At 60.0% G+C, this 16239-nt stretch carries 17 protein-coding genes; 3 read left to right on the top strand and 14 right to left on the bottom strand.

Annotated elements, in window-relative coordinates; genetic code table 11:
- The first annotated feature begins 455 nt into the window (after positions 1–455).
- On the top strand, positions 456–1715 hold the full coding sequence (locus AC07V0_RS08395) for an OprD family porin (protein ID WP_018926868.1): 1260 nt from the start codon (positions 456–458) through the stop codon (positions 1713–1715).
- 108 nt (positions 1716–1823) lie between these two features.
- On the opposite strand, the gene pcaC is transcribed toward AC07V0_RS08395, so the two are convergent.
- From pcaC to AC07V0_RS08335, 12 genes are all read right to left on the bottom strand, one after another.
- On the bottom strand, positions 1824–2216 hold the full coding sequence (pcaC, locus tag AC07V0_RS08390; protein WP_028939260.1) for a 4-carboxymuconolactone decarboxylase: 393 nt from the start codon (positions 2214–2216) through the stop codon (positions 1824–1826).
- 10 nt (positions 2217–2226) lie between these two features.
- The gene (gene pcaD, locus AC07V0_RS08385) at positions 2227–3033 is read right to left on the bottom strand and encodes a 3-oxoadipate enol-lactonase (protein WP_086944797.1); all 807 of its coding nucleotides are present in this window, start codon (positions 3031–3033) and stop codon (positions 2227–2229) included.
- Between the two features lie 11 nt (positions 3034–3044).
- A complete protein-coding gene (locus tag AC07V0_RS08380) occupies positions 3045–4409 on the bottom strand; it encodes a 3-carboxy-cis,cis-muconate cycloisomerase (RefSeq protein ID WP_086944796.1) in 1365 nt (454 codons plus the stop codon).
- Between the two features lie 45 nt (positions 4410–4454).
- On the bottom strand, positions 4455–5750 hold the full coding sequence (locus AC07V0_RS08375; RefSeq protein WP_064619884.1) for an MFS family transporter: 1296 nt from the start codon (positions 5748–5750) through the stop codon (positions 4455–4457).
- A gap of 238 nt (positions 5751–5988) precedes the next feature.
- Positions 5989–6555 (bottom strand): protocatechuate 3,4-dioxygenase subunit alpha, encoded by a 567-nt coding sequence (pcaG, locus tag AC07V0_RS08370; RefSeq protein WP_018926873.1) that lies wholly within the window; start codon positions 6553–6555, stop codon positions 5989–5991.
- A gap of 1 nt (position 6556) precedes the next feature.
- Complete coding sequence (gene pcaH, locus AC07V0_RS08365; RefSeq protein WP_018926874.1) at positions 6557–7261, bottom strand: protocatechuate 3,4-dioxygenase subunit beta; 705 nt, start codon at positions 7259–7261, stop codon at positions 6557–6559.
- A 37-nt stretch (positions 7262–7298) separates the two neighbouring features.
- On the bottom strand, positions 7299–8504 hold the full coding sequence (gene pcaF, locus AC07V0_RS08360; RefSeq protein ID WP_173861175.1) for a 3-oxoadipyl-CoA thiolase: 1206 nt from the start codon (positions 8502–8504) through the stop codon (positions 7299–7301).
- Positions 8501–9280, bottom strand: coding sequence for a CoA-transferase subunit beta (locus AC07V0_RS08355; RefSeq protein ID WP_019580916.1), 780 nt, complete (start codon positions 9278–9280; stop codon positions 8501–8503). Before AC07V0_RS08355 ends, pcaF begins: the two co-directional genes overlap by 4 nt.
- Positions 9280–10137: a CoA transferase subunit A gene (locus tag AC07V0_RS08350; RefSeq protein ID WP_018926877.1), complete on the bottom strand. Its 858-nt coding sequence runs from the start codon at positions 10135–10137 to the stop codon at positions 9280–9282. Before AC07V0_RS08350 ends, AC07V0_RS08355 begins: the two co-directional genes overlap by 1 nt.
- 220 nt (positions 10138–10357) lie before the next feature.
- Positions 10358–11704, bottom strand: a complete 1347-nt coding sequence (gene pcaK, locus AC07V0_RS08345; RefSeq protein WP_019647901.1) for a 4-hydroxybenzoate transporter PcaK — start codon at positions 11702–11704, stop codon at positions 10358–10360.
- 288 nt (positions 11705–11992) lie between these two features.
- Positions 11993–12835, bottom strand: coding sequence for a pca regulon transcriptional regulator PcaR (pcaR, locus tag AC07V0_RS08340; protein WP_007935836.1), 843 nt, complete (start codon positions 12833–12835; stop codon positions 11993–11995).
- 261 nt (positions 12836–13096) lie between these two features.
- Entirely contained in the window at positions 13097–13282 is a 186-nt protein-coding gene (locus tag AC07V0_RS08335) for a hypothetical protein (protein WP_138866217.1), read from the bottom strand.
- A 210-nt stretch (positions 13283–13492) separates the two neighbouring features.
- Between AC07V0_RS08335 and AC07V0_RS08330 the strand changes: the two genes are divergently transcribed.
- Complete coding sequence (locus AC07V0_RS08330) at positions 13493–13693, top strand: hypothetical protein (RefSeq protein ID WP_018926880.1); 201 nt, start codon at positions 13493–13495, stop codon at positions 13691–13693.
- A 377-nt stretch (positions 13694–14070) separates the two neighbouring features.
- Entirely contained in the window at positions 14071–15546 is a 1476-nt protein-coding gene (locus AC07V0_RS08325) for an inorganic phosphate transporter (RefSeq protein WP_018926881.1), read from the top strand.
- Between the two features lie 193 nt (positions 15547–15739).
- Here the strand turns inward: AC07V0_RS08325 and ccoM are convergent, their stop codons facing one another.
- Positions 15740–15856, bottom strand: coding sequence for a cytochrome c oxidase subunit CcoM (ccoM, locus tag AC07V0_RS08320; RefSeq protein WP_018926882.1), 117 nt, complete (start codon positions 15854–15856; stop codon positions 15740–15742).
- A gap of 144 nt (positions 15857–16000) precedes the next feature.
- The gene (locus AC07V0_RS08315) at positions 16001–16162 is read right to left on the bottom strand and encodes a hypothetical protein (RefSeq protein ID WP_007935839.1); all 162 of its coding nucleotides are present in this window, start codon (positions 16160–16162) and stop codon (positions 16001–16003) included.
- Between the last annotated feature and the right edge of the window lie 77 nt (positions 16163–16239).

The following is a 16239-nucleotide window of genomic DNA, read 5'->3' as shown; positions in this document are numbered from 1 at the left end:
TTAAGTTTAACCGGCGACTATTGATCTACCTTTAATGACAGCCAACACTGTAGGAAACGTCTTACAACTAAAGCAATAAACACTTCCATCTAACATCAAAAAAAACAACAAGGCGCCATTAATAGAACACACCTGCGGACGCCCCTTATCAACCCGAATAACTATGGGATTTTATTAGGAATGCCTCATACCGTCCGCGCCCACGCTGACGTCGATTAGTGTTCGTTAATCGCCCAAAACCCCATCCCCCCCAATTGAATCCCCCCGCCCATCCCTCGCACCATTGTCCGCACCTGCAAAAATCAATAACAACAAGGTCCGACACCATGACTACGCGCCCTCTGCGCTCCGGCTGATCTCGCCCGCCCCCTTATCCGAATTCGATTTTTTGTCTGCGACCCCTTGGTTGCGGCTGTGTACTGCCTTATCCCTGACAATTAGAGAGACCCGAGTCCATGACTTCCTCCACCACGCAGTATTTGTTCCCCAGTCTGATCGCCATCGCACTGGCCGGCGCGGCCCTGCCCGCCTTGGCCGAGGAAGCAGGCTTTGTCGAAGGTGCCAAGGTCAACCTGAACCTGCGTAACTTCTACATCAACCGTAACTTCACCAATCCGACCAAGAGCCAGGGCAAGGCTGAAGAGTGGACGCAAAGCTTTATCCTCGACGCCAAATCCGGGTTCACCCAGGGCACCGTCGGGTTCGGCATGGACGTGCTGGGGTTGTATTCGGTCAAGCTCGACGGCGGTAAAGGCACCGGCGGTACGCAGTTGCTGCCGCTGGATCACGATGGCCGCCCGGCGGACAACTTCGGTCGCGCCAACGTGGCGTTCAAGGCGAAGTTGTCCCAGACCGAAGTGAAGGTCGGCGAATGGATGCCGGTGCTGCCGATCCTGCGTTCGGACGACGGTCGCTCGCTGCCACAAACCTTCCGTGGCGGCCAGATCACCTCGAAGGAAATCAATGGCCTGACGCTCTACGGCGGCCAGTTCCGCGCCAACAGCCCGCGCGACGATAGCAGCATGAATGACATGTCGATGACCGGCAAAGCGGCGTTCACCTCAGACCGCTTCAACTTCCAGGGCGGTGAATACGTCTTCAACGACAAGCGTACTCAGATCGGCCTGTGGAATGCTGAACTCAAGGACATCTACAGCCAGCAATACGTCAACCTGATCCACACCCAACCGCTGGGTGACTGGACGCTGGGCGCCAATCTCGGGTTCTTCTACGGCAAGGATGACGGCAGCGCTCGGGCGGGCGAGCTGGACAACAAGACCTGGTCGGGTCTGTTCTCGGCCAAATACGGTGGCAACACCTTTTACGTCGGCCTGCAAAAACTCACCGGCGACAACGCATGGATGCGGGTCAACGGCACCAGCGGCGGCACCCTGGCCAACGACAGCTACAACTCCAGCTATGACAACGCCAGGGAAAAATCCTGGCAAGTGCGCCACGACTACAACTTCGCCGCTCTGGGCGTGCCGGGCCTGACCCTGATGAACCGCTACATCAGCGGCGACAACGTCCACACCGCCACCACCAGCGACGGCAAGGAGTGGGGCCGCGAAAGCGAACTGGGTTACACCGTACAAAGCGGCGCACTCAAAGACCTCAACGTCAAATGGCGCAACTCCACCATCCGCCGTGACTTCAGCAACAACGAGTTCGATGAGAACCGGTTGATCGTCAGCTATCCGATCAGCCTGCTGTAAGACTCTAAAACGCCTTCGCGGGCAAGCCTCGCTCCTACAGATCACACCACCTGTAGGAGCGAGGCTTGCCCGCGAAGACGTCAGCTCAAGCAACACAACTTTCGCGGATCACTCCCGCGACTCAACCCCCAACTCATCCCACACCGACTCGGCCAGGTGGAACGTCGCGTTGGCCGCCGGAATTCCGCAATAGATCGCGCTCTGCATGATCACTTCCTTGATCTCGCCACGGGTTACGCCATTGTTGGCGGCGGCGCGCAGGTGCAGTTTAAGTTCTTCGTTGCGGTTCATGCCGATCAGCATGGCGATGGTGATCAGGCTGCGGGTGTGGCGCGGCAGGCCCGGACGGGTCCAGATGTCGCCCCAGGCATGGCGGGTGATCATCTCCTGGAACTCCGAGTTGAACTCGGTCAGCGCGTTCAGGCTGCGGTCGACGTGGGCGTCACCGAGCACTGCGCGACGGACTTTCATGCCCTCGTCGTAACGTTGTTTCTCGTCCACAAAAAATTCCTCAATGACCTGAAAGAAACGCCAGCACCCGCTCGCTGAACGCAGCGCCGGCCTGGACGTTGGACAGGTGCGCGGCGTAGAACTCGGCGTACTCGGCGCCCCGCACATGTTCCTGAATGAAATGCCCGCCGGACGGTGGCGTTACCGCGTCTTCAGTACCGGCGATCACCAGTAGCGGCACCTTGATCGAGGACAACTGATCGCGGAAATCGGCATCGCGCACCGCCGCGCAATTGGCCGCGTAACCTTCAGGCGAGGTAGCCGCGAGCATGTCGGTGATCTGCTTCGCCGCTGCCGGATTGGCGGCGGAAAAATCCGGAGTGAACCAGCGCGCAATCGACGCATCGCGCAGGGCGACCATCGCCGCCGCGCCGTCGCGCAGCACGGTTTCGATCCGAGGGTTCCACACCGATGGATTGCCGATTTTCGCCGCGGTGTTGCACACGATCAGTTTGTTCAAACGCTGACCGGCATTGATCCCCAGCCATTGGCCGATCAACCCGCCCATGGACAGACCGCAGAAATGCGCGCGCTCGATGTGCAACGCATCCAGCAGCGCCAGCACGTCGCGGCCCAGTTGCTCGATGCTGTACGGCCCTGGCGTCACCAATGACTTGCCGTGACCACGGGTGTCAAAACGCAGCACCCGAAAATGCTCGGTGAACGCCGGGATCTGCGCGTCCCACATGTGCAGGTCGGTGCCCAGTGAGTTGGACAGCACCAGTACCGGCGCATCCACCGGTCCATCGAGTTGCGGCCCTTGAATTTGGTAGTGCAGTTCGCCATCGGCGAGTTGTACGAATGCCACAGCAGTCTCCTTCAGGCAGTCAACGCAAAATGTTCAGCCACCGCTCGCTCGACCCAGGTATGGGCCTGACCGAGGTAATGGGCGGGGTCCAGCAGATGATCGAGTTCAGCGTCCGACAACTCGGCGGTCACTTGCGGCTCATCGCCGAGTACCGCGCGCAGATGACGTTGCTCGGCCACAGCACGCTTGCAGCATTGCTCCAGCAGATGATGCGCGGTGTCGCGACCGACCCGTTGCGCCAGGACGATGCTCACGGCTTCGGCGAGCACCAGGCCCTGGGTCAGGTCGAGGTTGCGGGTCATGCGCATCGCGTCCACTTCCAGTCCGTCGGCCACCAATAGCGCTTGCTGCAGGCTGCCCGACACCAAGCAGCAGATCTCCGGCAGGGTTTCCCATTCGGCATGCCACAGGCCCAGGCTGCGCTCGTGTTCCTGGGGCATCGCGCTGAACAAAGTCGAAAGCAAACCCGGCACCCGCGTCGCCGCACCGATCAGCACCGCCGCGCCCACCGGGTTGCGTTTGTGCGGCATGGTCGAGGAACCGCCCTTGCCCGGCGCCGACGGTTCGAACACTTCGCCAGCTTCGGTCTGCATCAACAGGCTGATGTCGCGACCGAGTTTGCCGAGGCTGCCGGCGATCAAGCCAAGCACCGCGCCGAACTCCACCAAACGATCACGCTGGGTGTGCCAGGGTTGTTCCGGCAAGGTCAGTTGCAGTTCCGCGGCCAAGACTTCGGCAATCGGCATCGCCTGATCGCCAAGGGCTGCGAGGGTGCCGGAGGCGCCACCGAATTGCAGCACCAGCAGGCGCGGCTTGAGTTCCAGCAGACGCTGGCGGCTGCGGGTTACCGCGCCCAGCCAACCGGCGATCTTCATGCCAAGGGTGACCGGTGTCGCGTGTTGCAACCAGGTGCGCCCGGCCAGCGGCGTGGCGACGTATCGCTTGGCCTGGGTCGCAAGGGTTTCCCCCAGCTGCGCCAGATCAGCTTCGATCAGTTGCAGCGCGCGGCGCAATTGCAACACCAGGCCAGTGTCCATCACGTCCTGGCTGGTCGCGCCCAGATGCACGTAGCGCTCGGCTTCGGCATCGCTTTTGGCGATCTGCTTGCCCAGCGCCTTGACCAAAGGGATCGCCGAATTGCCCGCCGTGGCAATCGCCTCACCGAGCGCGGCGAAATCGTAATGCTCGGCTTTACAGGCCGCTTCAATAGACGCGACAGCCGCTTGCGGAATCAGGCCAACCCGCGCTTCGGCCCGGGCCAATGCGGCTTCGAAATCCAGCATGGCCTGAACCCGGCCCTGATCGCAGAACACCTCGCGCATGTCGCGTGCGGTGAAGTAGGCATCGAACAATTGATTGCCCGGTCGCTGATTCATAAACAGTCCTTGCAGGCGAGGGCCAGTACGGCCCCCGCGGAAAGATCAAAGGTCGTTTTCCAGATACTTCGGCTGTTTCGGCAGACGCAGGCTGAACAGGAACGCCACCGCCATCATCACCGTCACGTACCAGTAGAACGAGTTTTCCATGCCTGCGGCTTTAAGGCTCAGCGCTACATATTCCGCCGAACCGCCGAAGATCGCGTTGGCCACCGCATACGCCAGGCCTACACCCAAGGCGCGCACTTCTGGCGGGAACATTTCGGCTTTCACCAGACCGCTGATCGAGGTGTAGAAACTGACGATCGCCAGCGCCACGGTAATCAGCACAAACGCCAGGAACGGACTGCTGACACTTTTCAGGCTCAACAGGATCGGTACGGTGAACAACGTCCCGAGGGCGCCGAACCAGAGCATCGAATTGCGCCGGCCAATCTTGTCGGCGAGCATGCCGAACAGCGGCTGCATGCACATATAAAGGAACAGTGCACCGGTCATGATGTAGCTGGCGGTCTTGGCGTGCATGCCAGCGGTGTTCACCAGGTACTTCTGCATGTACGTGGTGAAGGTGTAGAAAATCAGCGAACCGCCGGCGGTGTAACCCAGCACGGTGATGAAGGCTGCCTTGTGATCGCGGAACAGCGCACCAATGCTGCCGGCATCCTTGCTTTCGCGCATTTCCTTACTGCTGGTTTCCTTGAGCGCACGACGCAGGAACAATGAAATCAACGCAGCCACTGCACCGACCACGAACGGAATCCGCCAGCCGTAGGCACGCAACTCATCCTCATTGAGGAACTGCTGCAGGATCACCACCAGCGACACCGCCAGCAACTGTCCGCCAATCAGCGTCACGTACTGGAACGACGCGAAGAACCCGCGCTGGCCCTTGAGGGCGACTTCGCTCATGTAAGTCGCGGTGGTGCCGTATTCGCCGCCCACCGACAAGCCCTGCAGCAAGCGCGCGAACAGCAACAGGATCGGCGCCCAGACACCGATACTGTTGTAGGTCGGCAGGCAAGCGATGAGCAGCGAGCCGAAGCACATCATCAGAATCGAGATCAGCATCGAATTCTTGCGCCCGTGCTTGTCCGCCAGCCGACCGAAGATCCAGCCGCCGATGGGACGCATCAGAAACCCGGCGGCAAACACGCCCGCGGTGTTGACCAACTGCACCGTGGGGTTATCGGACGGAAAAAAGGCCGGGGCAAAGTAGATCGCACAGAAGGCGTAGACGTAGAAGTCGAACCACTCGACCAGATTGCCGGACGAGGCGCCGACAATCGCAAAGATTCTTTTGCTGCGTTCTTCACCGGTGTAGACAGCTGTGGAGGTTGTCATTGTTTTTTCACTCTGTGGGGACCGTGAGAGTCTAGACATATTTCGCAATAGTCCCGTTCCGCAGATGCATGACCTGAGAGCAATGCAATCTCTGTGGCGAGGGAGCTTGCTCCCGCTCGGCTGCGAAGCAGTCGTAAACCGGTTGGCGTGGTTTGCCTGATACATCATGTCAGCCGGGTTTGGGCTTGCTTCGCAAGCCAGCGGGAGCAAGCTCCCTCGCCACAAGAGCAACGATCACTCAGTAATCGAAGAACACCGTCTCCGCATCCGTCCCCTGCAGAATCACATTCCACTGATAAACACCCGCAGCATCCTGCTTCGCCAACAAGGTGCCACGACGTTCGGCAGGCACGCATTCGAGCAGTGGGTCCGCCACGTTGGCTGGCTCACCATCGAAGTAAATCCGCGTCAGCAAGTGCTTCACCAACCCGCGAGCAAACACCAGCACCACCAGGTGCGGCGCCTGGGTCGTGCCCTTCAGGCCTTCCACCGTGCCCGGCTTGATCGTGGTAAAACGAAAGCGCCCTTGCGCATCCACCGGCACCCGACCAAACCCTTCGAAGTTCGGGTCCAGAGGTTTGTCCTGATCGTCTTCGGGGTGGTCGTACTTGCCAGCGGCGTTGGCTTGCCAGACTTCGAGCATGGCGTCGTTGACGAAGTCGCCATTGCCGTCGACGACTTGCCCGGTGATCGCCACACGCTCGCCGAGGGTCTGTTCAACGGTCAGGTCTTCACGGTTCAGCCAGGTCAGGCCGATGTGGTAGTACGGTCCGACGGTGTGGGACGTGGTCGCGTTCAGCGTCATCTTATTTCTCCATCGGCGTGGCGTCGCGGCCGCGCAAAACGATGTCCCAACGATAAGCGAGGGCATAGGAAGGGATGGTTTTTTCCAGATCGAAACTGGCGATCAGACGCTCTTTGGCGCTGGTATCGGGCACGCAGTTGTAGATCGGGTCGTAGGCCAGCAACGGGTCACCCGGGAAATACATCTGGGTCACCAGGCGCGTCAGAATGCTCGGTCCGAACAGGGAGAAATGGACGTGCGCCGGACGCCAGGCATTGTGGTGGTTACCCCACGGGTAGGCGCCAGGCTTGATGGTCTGGAACTGGTACCAGCCATCGGCGTCAGTCACGGTGCGGCCGGTACCGGTGAAGTTCGGGTCCATCGGTGCGTCGTGCAGATCGCGGGCATGGTTGTAACGACCGGCGGCGTTGGCCTGCCAGATCTCCACCAGAATGCCCGGCACCGGCAGACCGTCTTCATCCAGCACACGGCCGTGGATGATGATCCGTTCACCCAATGGCTCGCCCGAGTGCTGGGCGGTCAGGTCGTTGTCCCGCTCCTGAATACGCTCGGCGCCGATGGTCGGGCCGGTGATTTCCGACAGCGAATGAGGCAAAAACACCAACGGCTTGGACGGCGAGCGAAGGTTGGTGGATTGATAAGGAGGGTGCAGGTATTCCGGCTGAGTGCCCGCCTGCGGGCGACGGTAACCTGGTTTGTCAGTCATTGCGCTTTCCTCAATTCTTATTAGTCGCTTCTGTGCGTCAGACCCGTTCGATCGCCAGGGCCAGGCCCTGACCGACACCGACACACATGGTCGCCAAGCCTTTCTTGCCGCCCGTCTTTTCCAGTTGATGCAGTGCGGTCAGCACCAGACGCGCACCGCTCATGCCCAGCGGATGGCCCAAGGCAATGGCGCCACCGTTCGGGTTGACCTGGGCCGCGTCATCCGCCAGTCCCAGTTCACGCAGCACCGCCAGACCCTGGCTGGCGAAGGCTTCGTTGAGTTCGATCACGTCGAAATCGTTGACCGCCACGCCCAGGCGCTCAGTCAATTTACGCACCGCCGGCACCGGGCCGATACCCATCACCCGTGGTGCGACGCCGGCGCTGGCCATGCCGAGCACTTTGGCGCGGGCGGTCAGGCCGTGTTTTTTCACGGCTTCGGCCGAAGCCAGGATCAGCGCTGCAGCACCGTCGTTCACACCGGAGGCATTGCCGGCGGTGACGGTTTTGTCGGGGCCGTTGACCGGTTTGAGTTTGGCCAGGGTCTCGAGTGTGGTATCGGCGCGAGGATGTTCGTCCTGGCTGACCACTGTTTCACCCTTCTTGTGGGCAATGCGCACTTCAACGATTTCTTCGGCGAAAAATCCTGCGGCTTGCGCGGCGGCTGTCCGTTGCTGACTGCGCAGTGCGAAAGCGTCCTGATCCTCGCGGGAAACCTGGTAATCGTCGGCCACGTTATCGGCGGTTTGCGGCATTGCATCGACGCCGTACTGGGCTTTCATCAGCGGGTTGATGAATCGCCAGCCGATGGTGGTGTCTTCCAGCTTCATGTTGCGCGAAAACGCCGCGTCCGCCTTGCCCATCACGAATGGCGCGCGGGACATCGATTCGACGCCACCGGCAATCGCCAACTCCATCTCACCGCTGGCGATGGCCCGAAACGCAGTGCCGATAGCGTCCATGCCCGAAGCGCAGAGGCGATTGAGGGTGACGCCTGGAATGGTTTCCGGCAGCCCCGCCAGCAGCAACGCCATTCGAGCCACGTTGCGGTTGTCTTCGCCGGCCTGGTTGGCGCAGCCGAGGAACACCTCGTCCACCGCGTTCCAGTCCACCGACGGGTTGCGCGCCATCAGCGCCTTGATCGGCACGGCGGCCAGGTCATCGGCACGGACCGCCGACAGACCACCGCCGAATCGGCCAATGGGGGTGCGAATCGCGTCGCAGATATAAACGTCACGCATCAGGCTTCTCCGGGTGCTTGGCCGTGGGCCGCCGCAGTGCGGGCTTCCAGATCACGCAGCGCGGTCAACTCGACTTCGGTTGGCTCGGCAGTGTTTTCAACGGTGTCGGCAAAACGAATCGGCCAACCGGTGGCCGCGATCACTTGCTCGCGGGTCACCCCTGGGTGCAGCGCGGTGACCACGAATTCATGGGTGCCGGCTTCCGGTTCCATGATGCACAGGTCGGTAATAATGCCGACAGGACCGGCGCCTGGCAGGCCGAGACGTTTGCGCGAATCACCGCCCTCGCCATGACCAACCGAGGTAATGAAGTCGAGCTTGTCGACAAAGGAGCGCGCCGACTGCTTGAGGATGATCAACACGCTCTTGGCGGAACCGGCGATCTCCGGCGCGCCACCTGCACCCGGCAGGCGAACTTTTGGCTGATGGTAGTCGCCGACTACCGTGGTGTTGATGTTGCCGAAGCGATCGACTTGCGCGGCGCCGAGGAAGCCGACGTCAATGCGCCCGCCCTGCAGCCAGTAGCGAAAAATCTCGCCGGTCGGGACGACGGTGTCGGCGGTTTCCGCCAGCTCACCGTCACCGATCGACAATGGCAGTACGCTTGGCTTGGCACCTATCGGACCCGATTCGTAGATCAGGACTACATCGGGCGAGGACGTCAGTCGCGCCAGGTTGGCGGCTTTCGACGGCAGGCCGATACCAACGAAGCACACCGAACCGTTTTTCAGGCGGCGGGCGGCGGCGACGGTCATCATTTCATTGGTGGTGTAAGTCATTACTTGGCCTCCGAAGCAGCGGCCAGCTTGGCCTGGAACTCGCTGAAGTCAGCGCAGCCGTGGATGTACTCGTTGATCCACGCGGTGAAGGTTTCACGGTCGCGGGCAATCGGGTCCCAGGCCTGGTAGAAGCGGTTGTCACGCTCGGTGTAACCGTGGGCGTAGGACGGATGCGCGCCGCCCGGTACGTGGCAGACCGCGCTCAGAGCCCAGGTCGGCAGCACGCAAGCGTTCATCGGTGCATTGAGGTCATCGACGATTTCTTCGACGGTGACGATGCAACGCTTGGCCGCCAGCGCCGCTTCTTTCTGCACCCCGAGAATGCCCCAGAGCAGCACGTTGCCTTGGCGGTCGGCTTTCTGCGCGTGAATCACGGTGATGTCCGGGCGCACCGACGGCACCGCCGCCAGCACTTCGCCGGTGAACGGGCACGTGACGGTCTTGATCAGCGGGTTGACCTTCGGCAGGTCGGAACCGGCGTAGGCTCGCAGCACCGCGAACGGTAAGCCCGAAGCGCCCGCGACGTAGGCATTGGCCAGGTCGGCGTGGCTGTGCTCTTCGATTTCCAGCGCATGCGGCCACTGCCGCTCGACTGCGTCGCGCAGACGGTGCAGCGAACCGACGCCAGGGTTGCCGCCCCAGGAGAAAATCAGTTTGCGAGCACAACCGGCACCGATCAACTGGTCGTAGATCAGGTCAGGCGTCATCCGCACCAGGGTCAGATCTTTCTTGCCCTGGCGAATGATTTCGTGACCGGCCGCCGTAGGAATCAGGTGAGTGAAGCCTTCGAGCGCGACGGTATCGCCGTCGTTGACGAACTGCTTCACCGCGTCATGCAGCGAAAGGATTTCAGCCATGGGGCAGGCTCCCGTTTTGTTATGAACCGACAGTGTGGGAAAAAGGCGCCGATGCGCAGCGCCGGAATGACTGAAGATTAAGCCCCTGGAACAACCCAAACAATCCGATAATCGACTGAGTGTTCGTTTATCGAACAGATTGTTACCTCGCTACCGATCCCAAAAAAGCATTTCAGATCGTTCCCACGCTCGGCGTGGGAACGATCACTCTCAAGCCGGATCAGGTCGCATCCGCATGGCTGACCATGCCCTTGATCACCACCGCCGTGGTCGCCAACGCGGCCGGAATCACCAGAGCCGTCAACACCTGCTCGAAGTTCCAGCCCAGGCCCAGCAACGTCGCGCCCATCCACGCCCCGAGGATCGCGCCGAAGCGGCCAATCCCAAGCATCCACGACACACCGGTCGCCCGCCCTTGCGTCGGGTAAAAACGCGCCGCCAGCGACGGCATTGCCGATTGCGCGCCGTTGACACACATCCCGGCCACCAGCACCAGGGTCGCCAGCACGGCGATGTTGCCCAGGCTCTGCCCTACCGCGTAGGCAAACACCCCGGCCAATAGGTAGAAAGTGCCGATGACCTTGTGCGGATTGAACCGGTCCATCGCCCAACCCACGCCCACTGCGCTCAACACCCCACCCAGCTGGAACAGCGCACCAATGAATGCGGCCTGCTCCATGCTCGCGCCGCTGTCACGCATCAGCGTCGGCAACCAACTGGTCAGCAGATAAACAATCACCAGCCCCATGAAGTACGTCAGCCACAGCAACAATGTGCCGGTGCTGTAAGTGCCGGAGAAGATCACCGCGAACACATTGCGTGCCTTCACGGTTTTCTGTTCCGGCACGCTGAAGCTCGAAGCCTGGGCCACCAGCGCTGGGTCGATCGGTGCCAGGGCTTTGCGCACTTTGTCGGTACCGCGATTGCGCACCACCAGATAGCGCGCCGATTCAGGCAACCACAACAGCAAAACGACGGTGAGCATCAGCGGCAGAATCCCGCCGATCATCAACAGGCTGTGCCAGCCGAAGGCCGGGATCAGTTTGGCCGAGATGAAACCGCCCCCGGCCATGCCGAGGTTGAAGCCGCAGAACATGCTGGTCACCAGCAGGGACTTCTTGCGTTCCGGGGTGTATTCGGACAGCAGCGTGGTCGCGTTCGGCATGCCGGCGCCCAGGCCCAGGCCGGTGAGGAAACGCAGCACCAGCAGTTGATCGACATTGGTGCTGTAAGCCGATGCCAGGCTGAACGCACCGAACAACAACACCGCGCCTACCAGTACGACTTTTCGCCCGAAGCGGTCAGCCAACGGCCCGGAACCCAAGGCGCCAAAGACCATGCCGATCAGTGCCGCACTCATCACCGGGCCGAGGCTGGCGCGATCGATGCCCCAGTCCTGGGACAATGCCGGCGCGATAAACCCCATGGCCGCGGTGTCGAGGCCATCGAGGAAGACAATCAGGAAACACAGGATCACCACCCGCCATTGGTAGCGCGAAATGGGTTGAGCGTTGATGAAGGACTGCACGTCGAGGCAGTTCCCTACAGCAGACTGAGGCTGGTTCATTATTTTTATTCCACGCAAAGAACGCAGTCGAACAAGTGCCAGCCGAGGCTGACGCTGTCACAAGAAAAGAAGGTCGGGATCAGGCGATCCGGTTTCGGCAGCTAAGCCGGTGGGAACAGCGACAGTGGGGAAACGTGCACATGACGATGCCTCTTCTCATTATTATTGGGTCGTCGTCCGGTAACCGGCTGAAGGCCAGCAGCGCCGGATGACGCTGCCGCGACATTAATGATCCGAGAGAAACAGCGTCAATTCGATAAACGCGACTCTGTGCGTTTATCGAACAGCTTAGGCGAACAGCTGCGCACTCAAGTCGCGGCTGGCACTCAACAGACCTGGCAGGAAACGTTGCTCCAGCTCGCTGCGGCTGACCCGGCCGGCATGGGTGCTGACGTTCAGCGCCGCCACTACCTGGCCAGAAGCGTCATACACCGGCACGGCAATCGAGCGCAGGCCTTGCTCCAGTTCCTGATCGACGATGCACCAGCCTTGTCGCCGTACTTCTTGAAGGCATTCGAGCAAGGCTTCGGGGGTATGCAGGGTGCGACTGGTCTTGGCTTGCAAGTCTGCATGGTCGAGGTATTCGCGCAGCGACGTGTCGTCCAGCGCGGCGAGCAGAATCCGGCCCATGGAGGTGCAATAGGCCGGCAAGCGCCCACCCACCGAGAGGTCGACGGAAATCAGCCGCTGGGTAGTCGCCGAGCGCGCAATGTACAAAATGTCATCGCCCTCCAGCGTGGCCATGTTGCAGGCCTCGTGCAGTTGCTCGCTCATGCGGTCCAGGTACGGCTGGGCAGACACCGCCAGTGGAGTCGACGACAGATAGGCATGGCCCAGGGTCAAGACTTTGGGCAGCAGCGAATAGGTGCGCCCGTCGGTGGTGGCGTAGCCGAGCTTGATCAGCGTATGCAGGCAACGTCGCACAGCGGCGCGGGGAATTTCCGTGCGGTGGCTGATCTGTGCAATGGTCAGGTGCCGCTTGCGCTCCTGGAACGCTTGCACCACCGCCAGGCCACGGGCCAGGGAAGTCATGAAATCCGGGTCACCGGTCAGGGCCTGGATTCGCTTGGCGGGCGAGGCGACGATCGGCGGCGCCACTGAAGCGAAGGAATTGCGCATTTGATCGTTCATATCAGGTTCCCCACACGGATCAGCGACTATTACAAGCGGCCCCGGTCTGACACACAAGCCAGCGGCTGCCAGGATTGGGCGATTATCGAACCACAGACCGATAATCGCAATCGTGCTGCGTGCATTCAGCCATCCTGCTTTCACTCACCCACAATACGGTTGTTATTTTCGGTCACTGGTTTAAAGGAGAACGATGTAATAATTTGTCCGGCTTAATGGCGCCAGAAAGTCACCACTGCAACTGGCATCAGTCCACCGTAGTTACCGGCAAGTTGCGAGCAACAAAACAATCACACATGAGGAACTACTTTTAACTGCCAAGAGATAGTGTTCTTCGAATCGACCGCTATAATGCATTTCAGAGGCGACCGGTTTTTTTGTACCGATTCCGCCCGCCGGCAGCGCGATATCCATCGCCGCTGTCCGCAGCAAGCGCTTGACGCTCATTTAATATGTTCCGCCAACGCGCTCGCTGAAACAGGAGACTGATGCTGCGTCAGCTGTTTTTCTCTGGTGCCGTGGCCGCCTGCAACATTGAAGTATTGATTGTGCCGTGGGAACGATGTCGTATCAGGCATTGTCCTTTCGACGAGCATGGTCAATAGATCGATGCAGCGCGTTTCACCAGAATTAATCTCAACTCAATTAGGTAGCACTGTGACGAAAGACGAACTGCGCGCGGAACTTGAGCGCCAGGAACAACGTTACAAGGAAGTTTACGGCGGGGAAATCACCACCTACGCCGCTCAGCCCGAACCCGAACGCAAACCCTGGCGTAAACGCGCCACCGTTCAGGATCAGGCCTTCACCCAGGAATTGCAGAAGATGGAAAAGGAACTCAAAGCCGAAGAGCCATGACCGCCTCGACTTGAATCCTTTCAAGAGCCTGCGTCTGCACCCGTTAAAAACGGGTTGTATCGATGGTGCTTTTCGCGCCCGCTACAAGCGGGCAGCGGCTTCCTCATCCATTCGATGAGGCAAACGGCTCTTGCCTGACCTTCTTCTCAGATATTTCACACAAGCGTTCAAGCCTCTCGTCCCAACGAGAGAAACCCTTGTGGCAGCTGCCTTTCCAAGCGAATTCAATGACTTGTAGGCCCCTGAAAAACCCTGGGATTCAGGGGATTGCCACCCACTAATTCATTGAAGAATGTAACCGATGAGCAGCAAGTGCATCGATTATCAGTCTTTTCTGGCATAATCGCGCCCCCTTACGAACGGGTCAGAAAACCTTCATGATCGATTTATTCAGCGGACTGGATGCTTGGGTGCTTGTGAGCCTCTTGCTCGCCCTGGCCTTTGTCCTCGCCTTCGAGTTCATCAACGGCTTTCATGACACCGCAAACGCGGTGGCCACTGTTATCTACACCAAAGCCATGCCGCCTCATCTGGCGGTGTTCTTTTCCGGTGTGTTCAACTTCCTCGGCGTGCTGCTGGGCGGTGTGGGGGTGGCGTATGCCATCGTCCATCTGCTGCCGGTAGAACTGTTGATCAATGTGAACACCGGTCACGGGCTGGCCATGGTGTTCTCGTTACTCGCCGCGGCCATCACTTGGAACCTGGGCACCTGGTACTTCGGTATCCCGGCCTCCAGTTCCCATACGCTAATCGGTTCGATCCTCGGTGTCGGCCTGGCCAATGCCCTGATCAACGACATTCCGCTGGCCGACGGCGTGAACTGGCAGAAAGCGATCGACATCGGCGCGTCCCTGGTGTTCTCGCCGATGGCCGGCTTCCTCGTTGCCGCCCTGGTGCTGATCGGCCTTAAATGGTGGCGTCCGCTATCCAAGATGCACAAGACACCGGAACAGCGCCGCAAGATCGACGACAAGAAACACCCGCCGTTCTGGAACCGTCTGGTACTGGTGATTTCGGCCATGGCGGTCAGCTTCGTGCACGGCTCGAACGATGGCCAGAAAGGTATCGGCCTGATCATGCTGGTGCTGATCGGTATCGTCCCGGCGCAGTTCGTACTCGACCTGGGCAGCACCACCTACCAGATCGAACGGACGCGCGATGCGACCCTGCACCTGAGCCAGTTCTACAAGCGCAATGCCGATACGCTGGGTGAATTCCTGGCCCTGGGCAAAAGCGTGGAAGGTGATCTGCCGGAGAAATTCCGTTGCAACCCGCAACAGACCGAACCGACCATCGCCGCCCTGCTCGACACCCTCAAGGGTGTAGCTGACTACCACTCGCTGCCGGCGGAGAGCCGCATCGAAGTGCGTCGTTACCTGCTCTGCCTGGACGACACGGCGAAGAAAGTCAGCAAGCTGCCTGGCCTCGCTGCCCGTGAAAAGGCTGACCTGGACAAACTGCGCAAGGACCTGACCACCACCACTGAATATGCTCCGTTCTGGGTGATTCTGGCGGTCGCACTGGCCCTCGGCCTGGGTACCATGGTCGGCTGGAAGCGCGTGGTACTGACCATCGGCGAGAAAATCGGCAAGCAAGGCATGACCTATGCCCAAGGCATGTCGGCGCAGATCACCACCGCGAGCATGATCGGCCTGGCCAACATCTTCAGCCTGCCCGTCTCCACTACCCACGTCCTGTCCTCAGGCGTGGCCGGCACCATGGTCGCGAACAAAAGCGGCCTGCAAGGCGGTACTGTCAGAACCATCCTGCTGGCCTGGGTCCTGACCCTGCCAGCCACCGTAGCCCTGTCGGCCGGCCTGTTCTGGCTGGCCTCCAAGGCACTGGGTAGCTGATACACCGCTACTGAAAAAGGCGCGTTCCGTGAGGTTCGCGCCTTTTTTATTGCCCGCATTTCGGTATTAGATCGTTCCCACACTCTGCGTGGGAATGCAGCCCGGGACGCTCCGCATCCCTTTCGATCGCACAAAAAAAAAGGGCGACCGAAGTCGCCCAAAATGCCTTGCGTGCTCATTGCTCCAGAAAGAACTACGGTTTTCTCCGCTTATGCGAATCCTTCCAGATAAAAAAACCAAACCCTGCAAAAAACAGAACCATGAGGCCGACTGTCAGCACTCCGGCGATCACCACGTTATCGAAAAACATGACTGGCCTCCTGCACATGCTCTGTTGCGATGGGGCTAAGTTAACCAATCGGGCAGGAGAGAAAATTGACCGGGATCAATGCCGCCCGAGACTGGGCGTAAAGGAAGGGAAATAACTGACCTGCATCAACAGATGCAGGGTGTTTCAACGCTTTTTCGGTTTGTTCTTCGGCTTTTTCTTCGCTTTACCCAACGGCATGGCCTGCTCAAATGCCTGGCGCACTTCGTTCAGGCGCTTTTCATTTAGGTCATGAACCCGTTTGGCACGTTCAGAATTGAGGTCGATCAGCTTGTCATCTTGGCTCATGGCGTTCAGTGCATCGCTTGGAAATGAATTCAGCTGCCGGCTAAAGGCGACAGGATTGCGCCAATAATGCGGTCTGG

It is taken from the genome of Pseudomonas sp. GW821-FHT01E10 (assembly GCF_059422365.1).
The sequence above is the reverse complement of the archived record's forward strand: the minus strand, read 5'-3'. Positions and strand labels throughout refer to the sequence as shown.